This is a genomic window from Bifidobacterium sp. (assembly GCF_022647885.1).
Lineage (GTDB): Bacteria > Actinomycetota > Actinomycetes > Actinomycetales > Bifidobacteriaceae > Bombiscardovia.
The window spans coordinates 1,167,113-1,190,324 of the sequence record NZ_JALCLM010000001.1 but is presented as its reverse complement, the minus strand read 5'-3'; the positions used below and the strand labels follow the sequence as shown (position 1 = coordinate 1,190,324).

The window sequence follows — 23,212 nt, the reverse complement described above, 5'->3', positions numbered from 1 at the left end:
ACGCATTCTGCACTACTGAAGCGGCGGCATTGGCTTCCACGTAGAGTCGTGAAGAAGTTTTCTTGAATCCCACCACCCTGTTATCAGCTTTTTTATACCGGTGCCGAAGCTGCCACGATCCACAGCAACGAGTCTGATGACTTCTTTGGCAAAAGTAGCAGCAGTGCCGAGCCCAAATAGCATTGGACGATAATCACCGTGCTGCATAAAGTATCGGGCCATATAGCCCCTGTTGCGCATAATGTGATAGCGATTCATATCTGATGTTGAATTAAGCTGACGAACACCGGCAATATCCCAGTTGCCAATCTCTCTGGTTCTTCGCATCACCACATCAGGAACCACGATCGGCGTGGTCACTTTACTGGCAAGATACCCGTACAAGGTGTCATCCCAATAGATGAAGAATCGTGGATCAGGAAAACCAATCTTCTCGACCACACGTCTGGCGAAGAAACCACCTTCAAAACACATCGTATTCATCACTCTATAACCTGCTTGACCAAATGCTGCTGGTGCAATCGGGTCGGGGATGCCCATGGAAACTATGAAATGATACTGCCAATAAAACGGACCACCGTCATAATCTAGGCGTGAGCCTTGAATAACGTCATGGGTATCTGACCACTTCGCAAGTTTTTCAAGTCCTTCTGGTTCGACAGCGACATCATCGTCCATCACCCAAAACCACTGAGCTCCGAGTTCATATGCACGCTTCACTCCAGCTGAGAATCCACCAGCTCCCCCGAGGTTGTCACTCTGAGGGGCGTAAACCACACGACTATCACCACCGTGAGCATCAGCTATGGTTTTTCCCCATTGTGTGGTGACTCTGCTTTCGAACTCTTGAACCATCCGTGAAGTCTGGTCAGATTGCTCATTATCAACGATTACAACTCGCCAAGGAGCTGTCGTGAGTTTGAGTATTGATTCAAAGAGTGTCGCCAGCAGTTCCTGCCTGCGATAAGTCACCACAACAATTGCCACTTTATCCATGCTCTCTATTGTTGCACGCCTTAAATACCTATGCATCTGCTGTCATATTGAAACACGCCTACGCTTCATTGACCTTCCAAATCGCAACAGCAGGCCTTCTCCCTGAGCTTGACAGTCTGTGATAAATTGGTGTCGTCAGTTTCAGGGAAGGTGCAACTCCTTACTGGCGGTAACGGGAGCGTCGAAAATAATAACGACGACAACCCGAAGCCCGCGACCCGCGCAAGCGGCTGATTCGGTGAGAATCCGAGGCCAACGGTTACAGTCCGGATGAAAGAAACGAGGCTCAATATGAGCATGCCTTCAGATGGGTCAAAACCCTCGAATCCCAAAAAATCTTCGGCAGTGAGAAGAGATCCTCACTCGACCACGGATATTCAAGAAGGCCGTTGGTCAACACGACGAATCGCCATTTATGCATTGTTTGTAGCTCTATCGATAGTGGCCAGTTTTATCGAATTGCCGCTATTCCCTGCTGCTCCCTATTTGAAATATGACCCCTCAGGCATTGTTTCACTCATCTCTGGTTTCGCTTTTGGACCAATGGCAGCCGTGCTTGTAAGCATTCTGTCTTGGGTTCCTCACCTTTTCACTGATCCATACGGAGCTCTTATGGCCGTAGCAGTGGCTCTTTCTTTGAGCGTTCCAGCATCCTTGGTGTATCGCCGCGTTCACACCAGAAAAGGTGCTCTTCTCGGCATTATCGTTGGATCGATTTGTGCTCTAGCAGTAGCAATAATTGGCAATCTCATTATTACGCCCCTGTATGCGAATATTTCAGTCGCCGATGTAGCGAAGATGATTCTTCCCATTCTTCTGCCATTTAATCTCTTGAAATTAGCAATCCACGGTATTGTGACCTTCTTGATTTATAAACCAATCTCGATGTTGGTTCATCGCTGAGGAAGCATCGTATGAAACGACTGTCAGACTCGCCGGCATGCATAGTCAGCCTTCGTGATGTGGATTTCAGCTATGACCGAGGTAATACTTGGGCATTGAAAGATATCAACATTGATGTACATGCAGGCGAACGAATCTTTGTGGTTGGATCGAACGGTTCAGGCAAGTCAACTTTGTCTCGAATTATCGCCGCTTTCGTCAGTCCAGATGATGGTTTGATCTCGTATTTTGGCTCAGAAGTCTATGCCTTCGGCACTATTGATGCCGAAGGCTATAGACAGGCCAGGCACCGCATCGGAATGGTATTTCAGAATCCGGAAGACCAAATTGTCACCACTGTTACCAAAGATGATGTGGCATTCGGTCCAGAGAATCTTTCGGTACCACGTAAAGAGATTATCGAACGTGTAGAGCAATCCTTACAGCATGTTTCCATGACGACTTCAGCATTACGCGACCCTACAAAAATGTCTGGAGGGCAACAACAACGAGTTGCTATTGCCGGTGCACTAGCCATGCAACCAGATCTGTTAGTGCTTGATGAACCTGAAGCAATGCTAGACAGCGAAGGCAAAGAAGATGTGATGCAGGTCTTAGATGTACTGTCCTCACGCGGCACAGCAATCGTGCATATTACGCATGATTTTGAAGACCTCTCCAAAGCAGACCGTGTAATTGCTCTCGAAGAGGGTCGAATTATTGCTGACTGTCCCCCAGAAAAACTTCCTGATGCTCTATCAAAACTCAACACTGCAACTACACACGAAGATGACAATGTTGAAACTGCAACACCGTCTTCTCCGGTATTACCGCGAACGAGGCCGCTGGCAGAGGCGTCAACGCGCCCCTCTCCCAGCGATCACACCATACCCTCGCTGGGATGGCAGCCATCATTGCCCGCTGCTGACAACGTAATCGATGTTCGCGATGTCTCATTTCGTTTCAGCGATGGAGATCACGATGCCTTAACAGACGTCTCATTCCAAGCCAAGCAAGGTGAGGTTATCGCTATTGTCGGTCACAATGGATCGGGAAAATCTACGCTGTCACGGATATTGTGCGCTCTAGTGAAGCCAAGCTCAGGATTAGTTGATGTTTGCGGTATTCGATTGAGTGGTAATGGCACAAGTGCCAAACGACAATCGTTGCGTGCCCTGCGTCACAAGGTAGGCTACGTTATGCAACACCCTGAGCGTCAGCTTTTCGCGGATACGGTGCGCGACGACGTCGCTTATGGGCCCAAAAATCTAGGGTACTCCAAACAAGAAGTTCAACAACGAGTCGACGAAGCAATGCAGTTCCTTGGGATTGCAGTTCTCGCTGATCGTTCACCATTCGAACTATCGGGTGGACAGCAACGCTTGTGCGCCATAGCTGGGGTGATTGCTTGCACACCCGACGTACTTGTTATGGATGAGCCTACTGCCAATCTTGATACCGAAGCACGGACTCGGATGAACGATTTAATTGCCAAACTTAGCTCGCGTGGCGTTACGGTGATTATGACTACGCATTCCCTTAATGATGCCCTCAAACTCGCCGACCGCAGTCTGTGGCTTGAAGAGGGACAAGTCAAAGCTTTTGGCCCATCCAAAGAAGTGCTCGGCAGTTATCGTCATGTGATGTCCGAAGCAGCCACATCACGATCGTCGAGTGACCGTCAACTAGCTGAAGGTGACCAGCAGCAACACTCTAACAACAGAGCTTTCTGCGAAAGGTCGGATGCTCAAATTCAATCATCGCTGCTTAGTAAGATGGATCCGCGTGCAAAAATGTTGGGATGCTTAGCGATGATGTTAACCGCCTTCTTTATCACTACGCCGTATCAACTGGCTCTAGGCGCTGCTATGACACTGGTTATCACCGCCGCCTCACGCATACCCCCACTGCGCATACTGCATTCTGTACGCGTTTTTCTGGCTATGTTTGTCATTATGGGATTGCTCAATCTCTTCGTGGTACATACCGGTACTGTGCTCATTCAGTGGGGACCACTGCTCTTGAGTACTGGCGGTATATGGAGCGCTGTGCTCTATACCTGCCGATTCGCCTTGGTTATCATCTTGGGTGCTGTAGTTATGCAGACCACCACACCCACACAGATGACTGACGCCTTTGAATCATTATTGAAACCATTACAAATATTCGGCATACACACTCATGAAGTGTCTCTGGTCATGTCCTTAGCGCTTCGTTTTATACCGATTCTCACCAAAGAAACTTCTTCCGTTATAGATGCTCAATCGGCAAGAGGAGGAAGCGTTGAGAGTGGTGGAGTTTTGCAGCGTATCAGAGCAATCACAGCAATCATCGTTCCTGTGTTCGCAGGCACATTGCGCCATGCAGACAATCTTGGCTTAGCTCTAGATGCCCGTTGCTATGAAGGTGGCAATAATCGCACACATTTGCGTGTGCTTCGTTTCTCACACCGAGACACCATATTTGGCGTATTAGTTCTTGTCTATATTCTCACACTCCTGCTGATACCTTGAGATCATCAACGCATGCATTAAGCAACAATTCGGGCGCCATAGCGAGCTCCAAATCGCGATATATCAACGATTAATTCATCTCATGACCTGAGTCGTAGTGGCACATATACGCACTGTGCTTGACCTACTCTTAGGGCGTGAATCTCTTACGATGACTTTCGGATGCGTATTGTTAGTCCGGGAATTACAACGATGCCACGTCACCGAGAACATGGCGTAGTGCATGCATGTAACCACAGCACTCATAGCGTTGGAAATTGATGCGTCAATACTTGGTGCACGCGTAGGGGAAGAAGGGGATGCATGCAGCTCGCATGGAAAGAAATCCGACATTCAAAAGGACGATACGCCCTAATTATGGCGGTTATTGTACTCGTCGGATATTTATCGTTTTTCTTAACTGCTCTGTCTTATGGTCTTGCGCAAGCAAATCGCACATCAGTCGACGCTTGGGACGCTTCGAGCATACTGCTTTCAGACGATGCCAATGGCAATCTTGTCTCTTCATCAATAACTAAAGGCGAAGAGTCAACGATTCTCGGTAGCAGCGCGGGCAGTGATGATATCGGCCAATCAGGGAACAAAGCAATCGAGCCAGTTAGCGTGCTGCAGGCCGTAACGAAAATCAAGAAGTCAGGAACCGTTAGCGGTGAAGGCTTCAACACCGTCTTGCTTGGCGTACGAGAATCATCCACTCTGATTCCAGAACTGGTGAATGGACGCGCTGCCGACAAGGATACAGAAGCGGTTGCTAGTGAAAGCCTTTCAACAAAAGACGGTGTGCAACTCGGACAAACCGTGAGCGTAGGTAGAGCTGGGTACACATACAAGATTGTTGGGTTCACGAAGACTGCAGAGTACAACACCGAGCCGGTGATTTATGTACGCAATGGCACCTTCACACTGCCCTCCGCATATGCATCAATGGCTTCTACATCCGCTGCGACATCAACAACTGCAGCTAGTTCTCAACAGCAAACCAGTCAATCTGCAAGCTCAACGAATTCCGATGAGACCGTAGTAGCAAGCGGATTGGTAGTCAGAGATGCGTCCAAGCACATATCTCTTCCGAGTGACATGGTATCGCTCGATATGAACTCGTTTATCAACAACATTCCTGGTTATCAAGCTCAGGTGTTGACCTTTTCCCTGATGATTGGATTCCTGGTGGGGGTATCCGCTTTGGTGGTTGGAATTTTCATATATATCCTGACCATGCACAAACGGCACCTCTTTGGAGTGCTCAAGGCGCAAGGATATTCCAATGCCTTCATATCTCGTTCGATTCTTGCCCAGACCTTGATTCTTTCGGTACTAGGCACCCTGATCGGTCTATTGCTGGCTTTACTCACCATTGCTGTAATGCCTGTAACCGTTCCAATAACAGTGAGTACCTATTGGTTTGCAATTATTTCTGGTGTGCTGGTTGTATGTAGTTTGATTGGCGCCGCATTCTCCGCACGAGCAGTTTCATCTATAGACGCTATCGAGGCTTTGTCATGACATCAGCAGATACCAGTAATATGCAACCTTCACACGCTGTATTGGAATTCAGCGAGGTATATAAAGATTATCCGGACGGGGACACTACTGTACACGCTTTGACACCGACTACCTGCACTATTAACTCAGGAGAATTCGTCGCTGTTGTTGGCCCAAGTGGCTCCGGAAAATCTACGCTGTTAACCATCATGGGTGGTTTGCAAAAACCAAGTGGTGGTTCTGTGAGTTTAGACGGCAAAGAATATTCTCATATGTCCGCAAAGGAACTCGCTCGACTCAGATTCAACACTGTAGGCTTTGTATTGCAATCGTCGAATTTGGTTCCCTTCCTAACACTTCAGGAGCAACTCAAACTCCGGTCATCCTACGCACACGAGAAGTTTGATGCGCGTCGTGCTACTAGTCTGATGCAGGATCTCGATATTGAGAAGCTCAGCAACAAATATCCCGAAGAATTGTCGGGAGGCGAAAAACAGCGCGCGGCGATATGCGTTGCCCTATTCAGTCGTCCCGCTGTAATCCTCGCAGATGAGCCAACAGCCAGTCTGGATACTGCCAGAGCCATGGGAGTCGCAGACATTTTCGCTCGAGCATCACGTCGGGAAAACACAGCGGTCGTGATGGTGACTCATGACGAACGATTACTCAGCGAATGTGACCGTGTGCTCACCATTCAAGATGGTCATGTTGAAGAAAGCTCCCCTGAACAGGCATCTCAAACAGTCTGATTGTGCACAGGTCCGCCTTATATAGCCGTACACCAGAGGTAACTGCATCATCAGCACAGCTGAACGACGATTATTTTGTCATAGAGCTGCACTGTTGATGCAGTTATCTCTTCGTGTAACAGACAATCTACTAGTGCCTTGTATTACCGTTTTCTTGCGACGACAGAGAAGGTGAGCGGTATGTCTGGCATGCCCTTAGGCATGTGCCAGCCCTCATCGTTCTCTGAGAATTCCAAGATGGGCAAAGAACGCCACTCTGTGATGCGTTGCTCCCCTACTGCTACTATTTCAAGGCCGGCACCGAGTAAACTACCGATTATTTCTTGAAAATCGTGAGCCCAATTGTGGTTGTGACCGTGGGCAATAGTATTTTCCGAACCCTCGGTATATGAGGAGTGAGACTCATAAGAAACCTCAGTACCACTGAAATAATCTTGCACCACAGTCAGCCCCATGTTATCTAGTGCGAAGAGCAGCGGATGATCATCTCGAATCATAAATACTCCACCTGGTGCGAGTAACTCGGCAATAGACTGTGCCCATTGTTGCAAATCAGGGAGCCAAGTAATCGTACCTGCACTCGTCACCACCACATTGAAAGATCCTCGTTGTTCTGGCATTGCGGATGCAGCATAACGGGCATCACTTTCTACGAAATGAATATGTTCTCCTGCTCGCCGAGCAGTCTCCTTGGCATAAGACAGTGATACCGACGAAAAATCAAGACCCCATACCTCCTCAGCCCCCAATCTTGCCCAACTCAGAGTGTCGGTACCAATATGGCACTGTAAATGCATGAGTTTCTGACCGCGCAGGCTGTGGTGTGGCAGATATGGCCTCAAAACGGCCATATCTCGTCGTGCAACTGCGGTGGTTGCTTGTGGATCGTCGATGAACGCGTCTATATCGCCATAACCCCCGTGCATATGCACTTCGGCACGATCATTCCAATTGTCACGATTATCGTTGATATTCTGCATGATATTTGCATGTTCTGGTGTTACATTAATCAAAATTTTTTCCTCGATGTAAATACTGTATCGCTGAATGACAAAGCTCAGCCTTCAATAACGTATAGAGCACCCATGCTCAATACCGAGTGGAATATGTCGAATTGTTGTAGTTGCGCTGCATATATTGCACTATCTATATTGCACTGCGCATGCTACACCGTTCAAATCAAAGGATTTAACCGCGGTGCTACGCCTAACAAGGACGTCATGGGTGCTCACATCTTCATACATTCAAGTCAAGTTAATGGTATCACTGCTGGTGAAACACCCTGAAAGTTCTCACAACACCATTCATATTCATGTGTAAGCAACAGGTATTGACCATTACACCTTGAGCTGATGCTGTACCTGAGAACAAGCTGTGCGATAGTTGTTATGCAGTTCGCTGCCACGCTCCACACACCGACCCAACACTAAGGCTTCTTATGGCTCAGGCATCACTTCAGCAGATGTCCAATTGGCGACGCAATAGTTATCTGTTTCTGTTCAGCCAGTTCATGACCGGTATCACCTCGATGATTGTGCAATATGCCATTATTTGGTATCTCACGCAAGAATCTGGCTCGGCTACGATTTTAAGCTATGCCACGTTGCTAGCCATGCTTCCTATGGTGTTGCTCAGCCCATTTGTCGGAACCTTTATTGACCGTTGGAATAAAAAAGCGCTACTCATCGTACCTGATCTTGTTGCAGCAGCATTCGCTATTGTGCTGTCTGTCGTAGGCACGGTCAATTCAACGTTCCCGCTATGGCTGGTATTCATCTCACTCTTCGTGCGATCCTTAGCTCAGGCTTTCCAGATGCCTACAATCCAATCTATCTTGCCAACAATTGTGCCCGACAAAGAAATTACCAAAATCAATGGTCAGCTAGGCATGGTGCAGTCAGCAACAATGGTCATTTCTCCTGCTTTAGGAGCATTTCTCTATGCATTCATCCCCATCAACTACTTGATTCTGATGGATGTGCTTGGAGCTGTACTTTCAGTCGGCATTTTAGCCTTCATACGTATTCCTTCGAATCTCAGCAATATCGTTGAAAAACCACGAGTTATAGCGGATGCAGTATTTGGATTCAAACGTATTGCCAGCGCTCGCGGTTTGTGGTCGATGCTGATTATCAGTTCGCTGTTTACCTTGATGTTCATGCCTGCTGCAAGCTTGTACCCTTTGATGACCTTCCAATACTTCAAAGGAACAGTATTCCAAGCTGGCGTAGTTGAAATGGTATGGTCCATCGGTTCACTTGTGGGCGGTGCAATCATAGGCATATTCGGCAATTGGAAAGACCGTATGCGTCCCTCAATTCTTGCGATTCTTGTATTAGGTGTGGCCTTCGCTCTTAGCGGTCTATTGCCTGCATCCATGACAGGATTCATACTCTTCGTGGTACTCAATGCTTTCGCAGGCATGGCTATAGCTTTCCCCAGTACACTTCCTATGGCAATGATTCAGCAATCGTTCCCGCCAGACGAGCTTGGTAGAATTTTTGGCGTTTGCATGTCGCTTTCAGGTCTCGCAGGACCTGTTGGACTACTGTTTGTCGGACCACTTGCCGATGCCCTTGGTGTGGAGTGGATTTTTGTACTTTCAGGCATTGGGTCGCTGCTTTGCGGCCTGTTGATGTTCGCTGTACCATCCACGCGTCTCTATGATCGCCGATTGCAGCAACGTCTTGCACAAATTCCCGCTGAGCAACAGCTCATAGACGAATAATGGAGCATGTGAACGGTAAATTCATGTGGGATTCGCCTGAGTTTCCGTTTGTGTAGGGATTTTCCTTGTACCAAGGGCAACCGTCTAATCAGAATCGTTGCAATTTCAATGATCTCAAATCACGATACTGACCGGTAATAAGAAAATCCCTACACCAATGAATAAGATGGGCCACGAAATTTCATTTCGTGGCCCATCTTGGGTATATGTACCGATTGAGAAACTATTCTGCAGTCTCTCCATTATCAGTACCGGTATCTGCACTATCACCATCGGTGGAATCCACGTCGGTAGAGGTCACTGCGGATGCACCAACCAACTGAGGCGTATTCCCATCAGCATCTTGCTCAAAAGGTTTACCGACAAAGGTAAATTCTCCGAGTATTCCTTCGCCCTCAGCATCAACTAACACATGCTCGTTATCTCCGAGCTCTCCCATGAGAATCTTCTCGGAAATAGCATCCTCGATGTCGCGTTGAATGACTCGGCGCAGAGGCCTGGCACCCAGCAAGGGATCGAAGCCTTTCTGTGCAAGCAAATCTTTGGCTGCATCGCTGAGCTCAAGTGACATATGACGCTCGAACAAACGATCGTTGAGCTGCTGAACATCCAAATCAACAATCTGACGAACCTGCTGCTCATTGAGCTGCTGGAAGACGATGATGTCATCAAGACGGTTCAGGAACTCAGGGCGGAACTGCTGCTTGAGTTCGCTGGTGACTTGATCCTTCATCCGCTGGTAGCTGGTCTCGGTGTTGTTGCCGAGATTGAAACCGGTGTTGGCGGCACGGGCGATGTCCCGAGTACCAAGGTTGGTCGTCAGAATGATAATCGTGTTCTTGAAGTCCACCTTGCGTCCCTGACCATCGGTTAGATGGCCTTCATCAAGCACCTGCAAGAGCGTATTGAAAATATCCGGGTGAGCCTTCTCAATCTCATCAAAGAGCACCACTGAGAATGGCTTACGACGAACCTTCTCAGTCAGTTCGCCACCCTCTTCGTACCCTACATACCCTGGGGGTGCACCGAAGAGACGTGAAGCTGCATATTTCTCAGCGAACTCAGACATATCAACACGAATCAAAGCATCTTCGTCATCAAAGAGGAAGGAAGCCAGCGTCTTAGCAAGTTCAGTCTTACCGACACCAGTTGGTCCTGCAAAGATGAACGAACCTGCAGGGCGCTTTGGATCTTTAAGCCCCACACGAGTTCTGCGAATAGAACGAGACAATGCACTAACTGCTTCATCCTGGCCAATGATCCGCTTATGCAGCTCACCTTCCATATTGAGCAGTTTCTTAGACTCCGCCTGTGTCAGCTTAAACACAGGAATGCCAGTGCTTGAAGAAATCACTTCAGCGATAACATCCTCGTCCACAACCATGCGCACGTCGGACTCACCTTCGCGCCAGGACTGTTCCTTCTCCTTGCGCTCAGTTTCAAGCTTCTCTTGGCCGTCACGTAATTCAGCAGCCTTCTCGAAGTCTTGATCCTTGATAGCCTGATCCTTTTGCTCGCTCAGCTTAGCGATCTTCTCGTCAAGCTCACGAAGTTCAGGAGGCGCGGTCAAGCGCTTGATGCGCAGACGAGCTCCAGCCTCATCAATCAAGTCGATAGCCTTATCTGGCAAGTTACGATCCTGAATATATCGTGCAGAAAGTTCTGCTGCAGACTGTAGAGCACCATCGGTAATAGTCACATGATGGTGATTCTCATAGCGGTCGCGCAGACCTTTAAGAATCTCAATCGTTTCAGCGACTGTCGGCTCAGGAACCTGAATTGGCTGGAAACGGCGCTCGAGTGCCGCGTCCTTCTCAATGTACTTGCGGTATTCCTCAGTGGTTGTGGCGCCGATGGTTTGTAGCTCACCACGAGCCAACATAGGCTTGAGCATATCCGATGCACCAAGTGCACCGTCCGCTGAACCAGCACCAACGATAGTGTGAATCTCGTCAATGAACAGCACAATATCACCGCGAGTTTTAATCTCTTTAAGCACCTTCTTCAAGCGCTCTTCGAAATCACCACGGTAACGTGAACCAGCCACCATAGAACCAAGGTCAAGCGAATACACCTGCTTGCCTTTCAAGGTCTCAGGTACATCACCAACATGAATTTTCTGGGCGAGTCCTTCAACTACTGCAGTTTTACCTACACCAGGCTCACCAATCAGCACAGGGTTATTCTTTGTGCGACGTGATAGCACTACCATCACACGCTCAATCTCTTTGCTACGACCAATAACTGGATCAAGCTTGCCTTCCGCAGCCTCCTGAGTGAGATTGCGTCCGAACTGATCCAGAATGGCAGATCCTGTCTGTCCTTGCTTGTTTTGTACGCTACCTGCATTCGCCAAATCAGCTTTGGCTGCGTCAGAGCCTTCGTGACTACCACGAATTAGGTCGAATAGTTGATGTGCGGAGCTCTCCGAGATCCACACCCATCTTAATGAGGACTTGGGTTCCAACACCTTCACCCTCACGAATCAGCCCAAGCAGAATATGCTCGGTACCAATATAGCTATGGCCCAGTTGTAAGGCTTCACGCAAACTGAGCTCGAGCACTTGCTTGGCATGCGGTGTAAAGGGAATATGCCCATTTGGAGCAGCGTTCCCCTTGCCAATCATTTCCTCGACTTGTTTACGTGTGGCATCTAACTCCACACCTTTTGCCTCGAGTGCCTTGGCGGCGACACCTTCACCCTCACGAATCAGTCCGAGCAGCAGGTGCTCAGTACCAATGTAATTGTGTTGAAGGGCGCGAGCCTCTTCCTGCGCCAGCACGATGACGCGCCGCGCACGGTCGGTAAACCGTTCGAACATGCTTGTCCTTCCCTTTGAAACTGTCACTCACTCTACAGATTTGCGATGACGTTTATTCACAGCCGTTTCCCTATTGCGCTATGAACGCAAATTCGCGGTTATGCTGGTTTATATCAACCATGTTAGGAGTGTGACAGCGATGACACAGCAAAATGGCACTTATACGAGACAAGGACATGCAAACATCACCGCTGAGGCCGACATTGTTGTCGGTGTTGATGGTTCTGAAGAGTCCTTCGCCGCACTACGTTGGGCGCTCTCCGAGTCTGTTCTTAGCGGGCAGCATGTCAACGTGGTATTCGGTTGGACTGACTCCTGGAATGTGGGGGCAGAGCCTCAAGGCGAAAGCGAGTGGCGCGCTGTACGTTCCAGCATTAGCAAAGTGCTCAATAATTGGGTTAATACTCAGTGTGCTGACATACCCATCGATAAATCAACACTGAGCTTCACACCAGTCAAAGCCTCAGGGCCCGAAGCGCTGCTCGAAATCGGACAGCGAGCCCAACAGATTGTAGTTGGTAGACGCTCTTTGGGTCGTGTTGCGCGATGGTTCTTAGGATCAACCTCAGCATCGTTGGCTGAAGCGGCAACAGTACCTGTAACCATTGTCAGACTCCCAGAGCATGACGCGAATCAAGTTCAGCAGGACATTGAAGAGGCATTCACAGGATCTATTAACACCAGCGGTGAAGATGTCTCAGAACGCGAACAACATATACCTATTCAAACAAAATCTATCGCAGTCGGGGTCGATGGTTCCCGACTCTCTACTGCTGCATTGCAATTTGCAGTCCGTGAAGCGGCTTTGCACAAGGCTGAGCTACATGTGTTGTATTGCTGGCAACTCAAGGATTTAGGCACTATACAAGGTTACGAGAATGCAATAGCGCCTATCGAAGTTGGGCAACAAACTGCGGAGGCAACGCTCCATGACATCCTCAGTAAGGTCGATATCCCTTCCCACGTGAATGTGCATTCCCATGCATTCCATATCTCTGCTGCTAAGGGCCTTATCAATGTCTCGCAGTATGTCTCGTGGATTATTGTGGGTTCTCGAGGGCTATCAGGGTTGGACGCACATTTCTTAGGTTCTGTCAGTAAGCAAATGCTCACTATGACTGAGTGCACAGTTACCATAGTGCGTTGAGGCCAACAGGCACTTACTTGTCAGCTGTTACCTCGTTCTGCACGGGATTGTCATCCCTTGCAGCCTTGCGCTTACGCGTGTTGGAATGTTTTTTCGTGGCTTCAGTTGTTGAACTTGTGGTCTTGCGACGGCGACGTACGACTTTTTTGCCAGCTGTGTCGCGCTCAGCAGCTGCGTCATCCTGATCTTCGACATCAGCTTCCTCTGCTGGCATCGACGATTCCTCAGCGCTAATTTGTTGCGATTCGAGAATCTCTACCTCAGGGAGTTCCGCATCTGAAGCTGGTTCAGAGGACTGTGAAGACAGATTATCCATATCTACTGTCTTGATGGTGCGATGCCGTTCCACATCGATATGGAGATCATCGTACGCAGGCTCTGATTGCACCCAAAGTTGGCTACCTTCAGCGGCCTCGATTTCTGAATGTTCACCACATCCGTGGTCTAAAGAGACTACCTTGCCATCGTCCGGACTCCACTTGTTAGCACATACTCCAAATAAACGACCCAGCTCCCCCTGCAGAGGAATTAAAAATCCGCATTCCTCACAAGTCAAACCATCAGCTGTTTTGGTTGATAATGACTTAGGTCCATGCTGACCTGCATACCAGCGTTTAGCAGTTTCTGCTCTGCCTTCAGCAGTCATCACATGATTTCGGGTGAGATGAAAAGCTATTGCAGCATCGGCAAAATCTTCGGCATTACGCGCATATTCAGCAGAGTCTGGATTACTGCTGTCGCTTTGGGAATCAGTATCGCTCGATTCCTCCTGAGTGATATCGTCTGACGGTGTTTCAGACTCAGCGTTCGCGTGCTGTTCAGCACGCCTCAGCTCTTGCACATCGATTCCAGGCTCAATTCGAGGATCATCAGCCTCAGTACCCATCGCATCTGTAACAGAGAGGTCTTCGGGTAACAGGCGATCTTTCCAAGGAATCCATGCCGGAGGTAGCAAGGCACCTTGGGCGGGAATTAGTGACGACTCATTAACGGTCCATTTATCGAACTCGACATCGTGGAACAGCGTCACTGACCATTGCCAATTCTCGTAACCGCGAACATGCGAAACAAAGCGGAAGTCGGTGATGTTGTTTTCTTCATCGAGAGCGGTGACAAAATCACCGACTTCTTCTGCAGTGGCAGCAACTTCGAGAGCCACCGATTTGGCAAGCTCCTGTGGATCGGATAGTTTTTCAGACATCTAGAGCACCTTCGATGGCGACGGTTGATTAACGACTGTTCGGATGATTAATCCTGAACGTCGAAGTTATCAGCAACTGCTCGCAACACTGTTGCTAGTTTCCTTGAATCAGACGGTGACGGGTAATGGTGTCTACGCAGGCCATTGCCTGCAGAGTCCAGCAATTTGATGAGATCCTCTACAATTGCGACCATATCGTCAGGCTTGGGTCTAGTGGCCTTAACCACCGATGGAGCGGGGCCAACTAGAGTTAAGCCGAGCGCCTGCGGACCCTTTCTTCCTTCTGCAACGGAGAATTCGACCTTAGCGCCCTTGCGCAATGTAGATACGCCTGCAGGCAACGCACTTGAGGGAAGAAATACATCCTCACCGTCGTCGCCGGTAATGAATCCGAAACCTCTCGCGGCATCGAACCAACGCACTTTCCCGCTGGGCATATCTGCTCCTCACTGCATCGTAAATCGGCACGCTCACACGTGTGGCTTCATAAGAAACCGAATACCAAGTCTAGCGCAACCTCAGCCGCCCTGTATTTCTCTTAAGGGTCAACTTTTTTACTACCCCGATTCATTGGCGAAGTTGCACTAATTCACCATACGATACAACTCAAGGTCTACGCACTCCAAGAGCTCACAGCTGATGGTGTTCATTGGCAAGGTTCTGTGCAGTAGTACTTAGCGACTCAGAGCCCTGCTCTACTGAACGACTCGTTGCCCCGCCCTGCTGAGGAGCGGAAAATCCGTTCTGCTGCGTCGTGGCTTTGGTTGAACCATTTCCTTCTGTATCTGCTACTGGCGTTGTCACATCTGCTGAAGACTTATGCACTGTTTTATTGTGTTTATTGCTCTGTTTGCTCTTTCTACTGCTATGTTGCTTAGTCGTCGCTGCTGGTGATGGTGCATTCTGTTCCTTGTCTGCTGCTTTGCTCAACAAAGGCAAAATAACAGTAAACGTTAGACCGCCACCCTGTGTTTGGGTTGCACAAATCAGACCATGATGTGCTTTCACTACAGACAGCGCTATAGCCAAACCTAATCCAGTACCGCCTTTTTCACGAGCTCTCGAGGGATCCGCTGTATAAAAACGCTCAAAAAGCTGAGGAAGCGATTGTTCTGGAACTCCTGGACCATGGTCGGAAAATTGGACTACTGCATATCGCGTGCCCATGTTGTTGGCTTGACCAACCTCAGCTGCTTCGATGAATCTTGCGAGAGACGCGGCTGTTGAAGGCAAACGAGACAGTGCTGTGGCACTTATTGAAGCAGTCATGATGCCCAATCCAACCTGTACTGGTGAATCAGTGGGTGTGTATCGATGAATGTTTCCCACGATATTGGTCACGACTTGACGAAGCCGTGAAGGATCACCAGGGATTGTTACCTCTGGCACTATACCTGGTTTAAACGCAAATGAAGGTTCACTTTTGGATTGTCCAAAAGAAGCAGCAAACGTTGATGGAACTACTGTGCTCTTGCGGTTTAATGCTGCCAGGCCAGCGACATTGTCAGCTTTAACCTCGCCATGAATGCTCAAAGAACCGAAAGCGATATTTCTGCTTGGATCGAGAGCATGCAGATCATCGACAGCATCGTTAACCACAGAAGTCAATTTGACCTCTTGATGGATATCTATTCCTCGCCCCTCGTCAAGCCTTGCCAATGAGAGCAAATCCTCCACAAGAATCGCCATGCGAGTACTGGATGCTTCAATGTGTTGTATCGATTCGTCTGCGCGCTCTAAGGCTCCTGGATAATCACGTTGCATCTTGAAGAGCTCCGCATATCCGTGTATGGCAGCCAGAGGGGTGCGCAACTCATGACTGGCATCCGATACGAAGCGCTTCATCTTCTCTGTAGTTTCGGTCTGCTCATCAAAACTCTGCTCAATACGTGCCAACATCGCATTAAGAGAAGAAGACAACGAACCAACCTCGGTATTATCTGGTGCCGGTGGAATACGCTGAGACAGATCACCAGCTGCTATTTGTGCGGCTGTTTTTTCAATACGTTTCAGAGGAAGCAGCGTGCGCTGTATAGTCAGCATCGCCAGCAAAGCTCCGAGCAACACAATACCTATGCCTACGATGATGCTGTACTTTGTCAGGGTCTCAGTGGTGTCAAGTTGGTCGCTCAACGATAAGCCAATAAAGAGCACGCCATGAGACGCATCCTGCCCACTCCCCTGACCCTGAATTTCCCATTCCAAAGCCACTACTCGCCAAGGAGCCTGAGCCATCTTCAATGTTGTGCTATCGATCTGATTCTGATCTTGGCTCACAGAAGCGGTTGTAGTAAAAGGTTGGCCGATCTGCACACTTCCCATAGAGCCTGAGGGCGGAAGTACCGGCGCAGAGGTTACACCCGAAGACAGTGAAGGTGTCAGCGCTGTGGTCATTATCTGATATTTTGCATCGCGTATTTGAAGAAAATAATCAGTTGGCCCTACTCCACCCTTGCCATTATCTTCCTGACTTAACTGACGGATGTTATTAAAAATCAATGAAGCTTGCCTAGTTAACTGCTGATCAGTTTTATCTAACAAGTATCCACCAACAAGGTAACGTATGGCGAAGGTAATGCCTAATGTACCCATCACTAGAACCACAAGCATGCAAGCGACCAGTTTGGTACTCAACGGCACAGAATCCATTTGCCGCATCATTGGTGCGCGCAGTCGATCAAATCGGTGCCGAAAAGCATTGGTCTTCTTGTTTGCTGTGGGCTCATCAGGGCTTGCTGATGAGCCATGCAGTTGCTTGTTCACTGTACGCCCGAGACAGTCTTTGGCTCACGAATCATGTAACCAATACCACGTTTGGTTTGGATCAGAGGCACAACCTTATGGCTAGCACCTTGTCCATCTGTGGTTTCTATGCCGTCAACTTTCTTACGCAAATAGGAAATATATGATTCCACTATGGCCGCATCGCCACCCCAATCATATTGCCAAACATGATCAAGAATTTGAGCTTTACTCAATACGCGTCCCTCATTATCCATGAGGTAACGAAGCAATTTGTATTCGGTTGGACTTAGATCTATAGGTTGTCCGGAACGTGAAACGTCATGTGAATCCTCATTAATCTCAAGGTCACCAACACGAATAATTGGGTCATCTTCAACCTGCTCACGCGTTCTACGCAGTATTGCTCTAATACGAGCCACCACCTCTTCAAGGCTGAATGGCTTAGTCACATAATCATCGCCACCAACAGTCAAACCCATAACTTTATCCTGGGTATCATCTCTAGCGGTGAGAAATAGTACGGGTGCGTCGATACCCTCCTGACGGATACGGCGCGTGACAGTGAAACCATCGATGTCTGGGAGCATCACATCTAACACGATGAGGTCTGGCTGCACTTTTTCAATTACTTCAATGGCCTGGGAACCCGACGCGGCAGCATTGACCTCAAATCCTGAGAAATGCAAGGAAGCAACCAACAATTCTCGAATTGATGGCTCATCATCCACAACTACAATCGATGCTTCTATTTGCTTAGTCATGTCTTATAGCTTGACGCTATTGGCTGGAGGTTTCCTGAATACCATCTGAATTGTTGTTGGAATTTTTTGGCTCTCGCTCTTCTTGGATACTGTGTTCATCACTAGAATCAGCACTTCGCTCATTTCGATGAATGAGATATTGACGCCTTTACCTATGAGTTTTCCTAGTTTTTGCCCTACTGGTCGTCTCAGACTGTTCTTGATGATCTTCGCTTGAAGAATCAGAATCTGGATGCGTAGAGGCTTGATGCTGTTGTGAGGAAGCATCGTCAACAAGGCTCTCGTGATCCGAACGTCGAGTAGCTCTGCGGTTATTATGCCCTTTGCGAGTGCGTTTTGTTGCCATTGACCTTCGGGATGATTGTCTCCGTGAGCTTTGTTCATCACTTGAATGCTCTTGATCTTGCGATGTGGCGGCTTCATGTCTTTCACGCTGATGTCGGGTATGACGATCAGCACGTGAGGTGTTATTACCCAGTTTCTTCTTACGCTGATGGAATACGAACATAACTACTGCCGCGATAAGTAAGAGTACGAGAACCGCTATAAACACCGAAATACCAACATGCTGTGTCGTGGTGGTTGTCGAAGTCTGTTCAATCTGAGTAATTGACGACATCATATTAATCGCAGATTTTGCCCAATCTGGCGTATCACCCTCTGTAATCGGCTTCCACGCAGCATCCGACAATTCGTCCACAGTTGATTGTTGTTTGAGCCAGTCGTCAGAATTCCCTGAAACAGCAACTACCAAATTCCCATCTTGCGAGGCAACAGCCAACAACACGGTGTTAGCGGGAGGATCAGTCGACTCTAACACTGCACTAGTCCATTTTTCGGGATTACTGTTGCCAGAAAATGTGGACAAATACAGTAACCGTACTGTTACGCCAGTCTCACTTTTTGTCTTGACAATGGTGTCGTTCACCAGACTTGCCTGGGAACCGAGCAGATTCTGTGTATCAGTGATGGAATCAGTGACTGTCATGCCACCAGTACTGGCACTCTGTGAAGCTGATGCTGACGGCGTAGCAGAGCTAGTTGTTGAAGTACTTGCTGAAGGACTCTCATCTGCAACGGCTAACGGTGCTTGTAGTGCTGTAAACGAAGTGATGAGGAACAACATCAAGAGTACGACAGCTAACAAAGAGCTGTGTGACATACGGCTTTGTTGTTTATGAAGCAATCGAGATACCGCTCCGACACAGCTGCGCTCGTCCTCCATTAATCCCCCTTAGATGATTCAGTGGCACATTCGTCCACAGTAACGGTCGCTCTGTGTAAAGAATCCCAACGTGCCATATTCTCCACCTTAGCGGTTGCCTCAGCATCGTGGCTGAATTATATGAGTTCAGCATTTTATAACATAACAACAATAAGGATGTAACAATGACTAATTTTCAAGTTGATTCAGAACAAATCAGGACCTCAAGTGCAGCAGTGCAGCATTCCATTGAGGCGATACGTGATTCTGTACATGGCATGTATGGCAATTTACAAGGGCTTGAAGGCATTTGGACCGGTTCTGCAGCCACGCAATTCACCCAAATCTCGCAACAGTGGAGAAACGCGCAAATTCAGATGGAACAATCTCTCGAAGCTATCCAACGCGCCCTCACACAGGCATCATCGCTCTACGAGGAAGCAGAGAGTCAAGCGACAATGTTGTTCGTGAATTAGTAGATACTTGGCGTCATAACTATGCACCAGTGGTGTGTCTAGTTGTCACATTATCGAAGCAACAGTACAGCCATGCACAACGGGTATAACAATGAAGCTTGTAATACAAACAGTGCGGCACCCCTTCTGGGATGCCGCACTGTAATCTACGACTGATACGCGTAAAGCGAATCAATACTGCAAATCAGTAACCCATGTCAGGAGCCGCTGGAGCAGCTGCTGCCGGTGGTTCTGGCTTATTCGCTACTACCGCCTCGGTAGTAAGGAACAGACCTGCAATCGAAGCCGCATTCTGCAGAGCGGAACGGGTGACCTTCACTGGATCTGCAACTCCTGCTGCGAGCAAATCAACATATTCGTTGGTTGCAGCGTTAAAGCCCTGGCCGTCAGGAAGTGAACGGACCTTGTCAATGACTACGTCGCCGGAGAGCCCTGAATTCTGAGCAATCTGCTTGATAGGAGCTTCGATTGCGCGGAAGACAATAGCTGCACCTGTAGCTTCGTCACCTTCGAGATCAACAGTTTTCTCTGCCTTGGCAGAAGCCTGGATCAGCGCTACGCCGCCTCCTGGAAGCAAACCTTCCTCGATAGCTGCCTTCGCATTGCGAACAGCATCTTCGATGCGGTGCTTACGTTCCTTGGCCTCAACCTCAGTTGCTGCGCCAACCTTGATAACGGCAACGCCGCCGGCAAGCTTAGCCAGTCGCTCTTGCAGCTTCTCACGGTCATAATCAGAATCGGTGTTATCGATTTCTGCGCGAATCTGGGAAACGCGAGCCGCAACCTCGTCCTTGGAGCCACCACCGGAAACGATAGTAGTTTCATCCTTGGAAACGATAACCTTCTTGGCAGTACCAAGCACGCTGGTATCGATGGACTCAAGCTTGAGACCAAGCTCATCGGATACAACTTGTGCACCCGTAAGAATTGCCATATCTTGCAGCATCGCCTTACGACGATCACCGAAGCCTGGGGCCTTGACTGCACATGAGTTGAAAGTGCCACGAATCTTGTTAAGAATCAAGGTTGGGAGAGCTTCTCCGTCAACATCTTCAGCAATAATCAGCAGCGGCTTGCTGGTCTTCATTACCAGCTCTGCAATATGAACGACATCCTGTTGGCTGGAAAGCTTACCAGATGTGAGCAGGATATAAGGATCATCCAGTACAGCAGTCTGCTCGTCAGCATTCGTTACGAAGTAAGGTGCAATGTAGCCCTTATCGAAACGCATACCTTCGGTGAACTCAAGGTCCAGACCGAAGCGATTGTTGTCCTCAACGGTTACAACACCGTCTTGTCCAACCTTATCGAGTGCCTCTGCAATCTTCTCGCCAACCTCTGGGTCAGCAGCAGAAATTGTTGCAGTAGCAGCAATCTGATCTTTGGTTTCAACGTCCTTAGCAGCTGCAATCAGTTCCTTGACGATGGTGTTTGCGGCCTTTTCGATACCGCGACGAAGCGCGATAGGGTTGGAACCAGCAGTAACATTCTTCAGACCTTCGTGAACGAGGGACTGTGCCAGAACGGTAGCAGTTGTGGTACCGTCGCCTGCGACATCATCAGTCTTCTTAGCAACTTCCTTGACAAGCTCTGCACCGATGCGCTCGTATGGATCTTCGAGGTCAATCTCCTTAGCGATGGAAACACCATCGTTGGTGATTGTTGGAGCACCATAAGTTTTGTCAAGAACTACATTGCGACCCTTGGGTCCCAAAGTGACTTTTACGGTATCTGCGAGTTTATCAAGACCCGCAAGCATTCCTTGACGAGCTTCCTCGTCATAAGCAATAATCTTTGCCATTGTTTCCTCCATAATGGCTTGAGGTATACGTGCCCACCCAAGTCAAAAGAATAACCAAACCGTCAGCTGCCTGATTATCACTCTCACTCCTTGAGTGCTAACAGTGAGATTAGCACTCTGCCGGCTCGAGTGCCAACTTCGCGTGCTGCGAACATCATTCCGAGCGAAAAATAATCTTCCGCACCCGCTTGGAGATCCCCAATGAACTTTTGAATCAAAATTTGCATTCACTACGACGCAATACTTGATACGCAGTCTCCACAACACGGGAATGCGACATTACTGTGGACGAAAATCCCCTAATACAGAGAGAAAGCTGCGTTTGTGTAGGGATTAATCGGGGTATCTGTTTTAATAAATTTGCTTTTGCCTGCAATTCAGGCGTTTTCATATTGCTTCTACTGCGTGTATCACCAAAAATCCCTACACAAACGACTATTAAGGCTCTTAAGCTATGAATTCGACCCCAAATGCGACATATTGCACCGTTGCAATGCGCTTGACAGCCCAGAACCAGTCGTTCAAATCTTTACAGTTCAAATCTCGACAGTTTGAAACCTACACTCTTCAAAAAATATGCACAGTTACAACCTTCACAGTTCAAACGTGCACGGTTAGAACTTGACAATGGGCATGAAAAAAGGCCCCGGACTATGCCCGAAGCCTTGATCAGGACGATGCCCGAGGAATCTCAGATCTTGGAGACCTTTGTTGCTTGGAGACCCTTGGCCCCTTGCTCTACCTCGTACTCGACCTTATCGCCCTCATCAAGAGATTTGAATCCATCTGACTGGATAGCGGAGAAGTGAACGAATACGTCCTCGCCACCGTCATCGGGGTTGATGAAACCATAACCCTTGCCAGCGCTGAAGAATTTCACAGTGCCTTGTGCCATAACTAACTTCCTTAGAAAATGTGCCGCTTCACGGCAGAGGCGAAACTCACCGCTTCTTACCGGTCGGCTTAATCATTGTAAGCGAGATTTAACAGGAAACGCCGAAAAAACACTAATTCATCAAAACTACGACGACTGGTGCAGAGATATTCGATATTTGTGAAACTGTCGAAATTCCCAAAGTGCTGGCTATATTCTCTGCTGTAGCTTTATCGGTCTCGTTTTGATACCACACCACACTCGCCGACGGTAAAGTCCCCGTGGGATTGTCAGCAACCACATTGCTGTAGCCTGCCTGTGTCAACACTGCTTTTTTAGTAGCAGCATAACCGCTAGTACCAGTGCCGTTGATAACCCTTACACTGGTCGCTTTGTTAACAGTTTGAGAAGCAGTCGTTGAGGTTGAAGTCGAAGGTGACGAACTTGCACTGCTAGAAGATGCAGCTGAGGAAGCAGCAGCTGACGAACTTGTGGAGTCGCTTGCTGAGGACGAATCTGATGCAGTGGCACTGCTAGATGAATCACTCGCGCTCGCTGAAGTGCTCGATGTTTGCGAACTCTGCGATGCAGTCCACGGGAAGCGGATATTGTTGAGGCTTCCTGAGAACATCAACCAAGCCGCAAAACCCAGCAGCACTGCAACGACGAGAACCACTATGTAGGGCACTACCCTAACAGCTAGTGAGCGCGGTCCCCTATGAACACCGACTGGTCCTGCTGGAGGATTATCAAATTCGTCAGGCGTATACGTTTCGTGTGCGTCGCCCGCGTTGCGCTGTTGTGTCATTAAATCTCCTCATTCGGCTACAC

At 48.6% G+C, this 23,212-nt stretch carries 17 protein-coding genes, 1 pseudogene and 1 riboswitch; of the genes and pseudogenes, 7 read left to right on the top strand and 11 right to left on the bottom strand.

Annotated elements, in window-relative coordinates:
• Positions 1 to 12 precede the first annotated feature (12 nt).
• Positions 13 to 996 (bottom strand): glycosyltransferase family 2 protein, encoded by a 984-nt coding sequence (locus LKI20_RS05135; protein WP_434734906.1) that lies wholly within the window; start codon positions 994 to 996, stop codon positions 13 to 15.
• 133 nt (positions 997 to 1,129) lie between these two features.
• A riboswitch (FMN riboswitch) is annotated at positions 1,130 to 1,282 on the top strand.
• Here LKI20_RS05135 and LKI20_RS05130 point away from each other — a divergent pair.
• The 4 genes from LKI20_RS05130 to LKI20_RS05115 all read left to right on the top strand — a co-directional run bounded on the left by LKI20_RS05130 (position 1,267) and on the right by LKI20_RS05115 (position 6,622).
• The gene (locus LKI20_RS05130) at positions 1,267 to 1,899 is read left to right on the top strand and encodes an ECF transporter S component (protein WP_434734905.1); all 633 of its coding nucleotides are present in this window, start codon (positions 1,267 to 1,269) and stop codon (positions 1,897 to 1,899) included. (Overlaps the previous riboswitch by 16 nt.)
• Before the next feature lie 11 nt (positions 1,900 to 1,910).
• Positions 1,911 to 4,391 carry an energy-coupling factor transporter ATPase gene (locus LKI20_RS05125; protein ID WP_291771116.1) on the top strand — a complete coding sequence of 827 codons (2,481 nt, stop codon included), beginning with the start codon at positions 1,911 to 1,913 and terminating at the stop codon, positions 4,389 to 4,391.
• A gap of 303 nt (positions 4,392 to 4,694) precedes the next feature.
• Positions 4,695 to 5,894 carry an FtsX-like permease family protein gene (locus LKI20_RS05120; RefSeq protein ID WP_291771113.1) on the top strand — a complete coding sequence of 400 codons (1,200 nt, stop codon included), beginning with the start codon at positions 4,695 to 4,697 and terminating at the stop codon, positions 5,892 to 5,894.
• On the top strand, positions 5,891 to 6,622 hold the full coding sequence (locus tag LKI20_RS05115; RefSeq protein ID WP_291771111.1) for an ABC transporter ATP-binding protein: 732 nt from the start codon (positions 5,891 to 5,893) through the stop codon (positions 6,620 to 6,622). The genes LKI20_RS05120 and LKI20_RS05115 overlap by 4 nt, the downstream gene beginning before the upstream one ends.
• 143 nt (positions 6,623 to 6,765) lie before the next feature.
• Here the strand turns inward: LKI20_RS05115 and LKI20_RS05110 are convergent, their stop codons facing one another.
• Entirely contained in the window at positions 6,766 to 7,602 is an 837-nt protein-coding gene (locus tag LKI20_RS05110; protein ID WP_291771108.1) for a class I SAM-dependent methyltransferase, read from the bottom strand.
• A 458-nt stretch (positions 7,603 to 8,060) separates the two neighbouring features.
• Between LKI20_RS05110 and LKI20_RS05105 the strand changes: the two genes are divergently transcribed.
• Positions 8,061 to 9,350 (top strand): MFS transporter, encoded by a 1,290-nt coding sequence (locus LKI20_RS05105; RefSeq protein WP_291771105.1) that lies wholly within the window; start codon positions 8,061 to 8,063, stop codon positions 9,348 to 9,350.
• Between the two features lie 223 nt (positions 9,351 to 9,573).
• On the opposite strand, the pseudogene LKI20_RS05100 reads toward LKI20_RS05105, so the two are convergent.
• Positions 9,574 to 12,172, bottom strand: a pseudogene (locus LKI20_RS05100) (ATP-dependent Clp protease ATP-binding subunit).
• A 139-nt stretch (positions 12,173 to 12,311) separates the two neighbouring features.
• Here LKI20_RS05100 and LKI20_RS05095 point away from each other — a divergent pair.
• Positions 12,312 to 13,319 (top strand): universal stress protein, encoded by a 1,008-nt coding sequence (locus tag LKI20_RS05095; protein ID WP_291771102.1) that lies wholly within the window; start codon positions 12,312 to 12,314, stop codon positions 13,317 to 13,319.
• A gap of 13 nt (positions 13,320 to 13,332) precedes the next feature.
• On the opposite strand, the gene LKI20_RS05090 is transcribed toward LKI20_RS05095, so the two are convergent.
• The 5 genes from LKI20_RS05090 to LKI20_RS05070 all read right to left on the bottom strand — a co-directional run bounded on the left by LKI20_RS05090 (position 13,333) and on the right by LKI20_RS05070 (position 19,251).
• Complete coding sequence (locus tag LKI20_RS05090; RefSeq protein WP_291771100.1) at positions 13,333 to 14,520, bottom strand: DUF3027 domain-containing protein; 1,188 nt, start codon at positions 14,518 to 14,520, stop codon at positions 13,333 to 13,335.
• Between the two features lie 47 nt (positions 14,521 to 14,567).
• Positions 14,568 to 14,957 carry a cold-shock protein gene (locus tag LKI20_RS05085; protein WP_291771098.1) on the bottom strand — a complete coding sequence of 130 codons (390 nt, stop codon included), beginning with the start codon at positions 14,955 to 14,957 and terminating at the stop codon, positions 14,568 to 14,570.
• A 193-nt stretch (positions 14,958 to 15,150) separates the two neighbouring features.
• A complete protein-coding gene (locus LKI20_RS05080) occupies positions 15,151 to 17,181 on the bottom strand; it encodes a sensor histidine kinase (protein ID WP_291773370.1) in 2,031 nt (676 codons plus the stop codon).
• A 98-nt stretch (positions 17,182 to 17,279) separates the two neighbouring features.
• Entirely contained in the window at positions 17,280 to 18,026 is a 747-nt protein-coding gene (locus LKI20_RS05075; protein ID WP_291771095.1) for a response regulator transcription factor, read from the bottom strand.
• A 148-nt stretch (positions 18,027 to 18,174) separates the two neighbouring features.
• Positions 18,175 to 19,251: a TPM domain-containing protein gene (locus LKI20_RS05070; RefSeq protein WP_291771092.1), complete on the bottom strand. Its 1,077-nt coding sequence runs from the start codon at positions 19,249 to 19,251 to the stop codon at positions 18,175 to 18,177.
• A 164-nt stretch (positions 19,252 to 19,415) separates the two neighbouring features.
• Here LKI20_RS05070 and LKI20_RS05065 point away from each other — a divergent pair, with 164 nt between their 5' ends.
• Positions 19,416 to 19,706, top strand: coding sequence for a WXG100 family type VII secretion target (locus LKI20_RS05065; protein ID WP_291771089.1), 291 nt, complete (start codon positions 19,416 to 19,418; stop codon positions 19,704 to 19,706).
• Positions 19,707 to 19,890: 184 nt separating this feature from the next.
• On the opposite strand, the gene groL is transcribed toward LKI20_RS05065, so the two are convergent.
• The 3 genes from groL to LKI20_RS05050 form a co-directional block, all read right to left on the bottom strand.
• On the bottom strand, positions 19,891 to 21,507 hold the full coding sequence (gene groL, locus LKI20_RS05060; RefSeq protein ID WP_291771085.1) for a chaperonin GroEL: 1,617 nt from the start codon (positions 21,505 to 21,507) through the stop codon (positions 19,891 to 19,893).
• Positions 21,508 to 22,198: 691 nt separating this feature from the next.
• Positions 22,199 to 22,402: a cold-shock protein gene (locus LKI20_RS05055; protein WP_033496639.1), complete on the bottom strand. Its 204-nt coding sequence runs from the start codon at positions 22,400 to 22,402 to the stop codon at positions 22,199 to 22,201.
• Positions 22,403 to 22,514: 112 nt separating this feature from the next.
• Complete coding sequence (locus LKI20_RS05050; RefSeq protein WP_291771081.1) at positions 22,515 to 23,189, bottom strand: LytR C-terminal domain-containing protein; 675 nt, start codon at positions 23,187 to 23,189, stop codon at positions 22,515 to 22,517.
• Between the last annotated feature and the right edge of the window lie 23 nt (positions 23,190 to 23,212).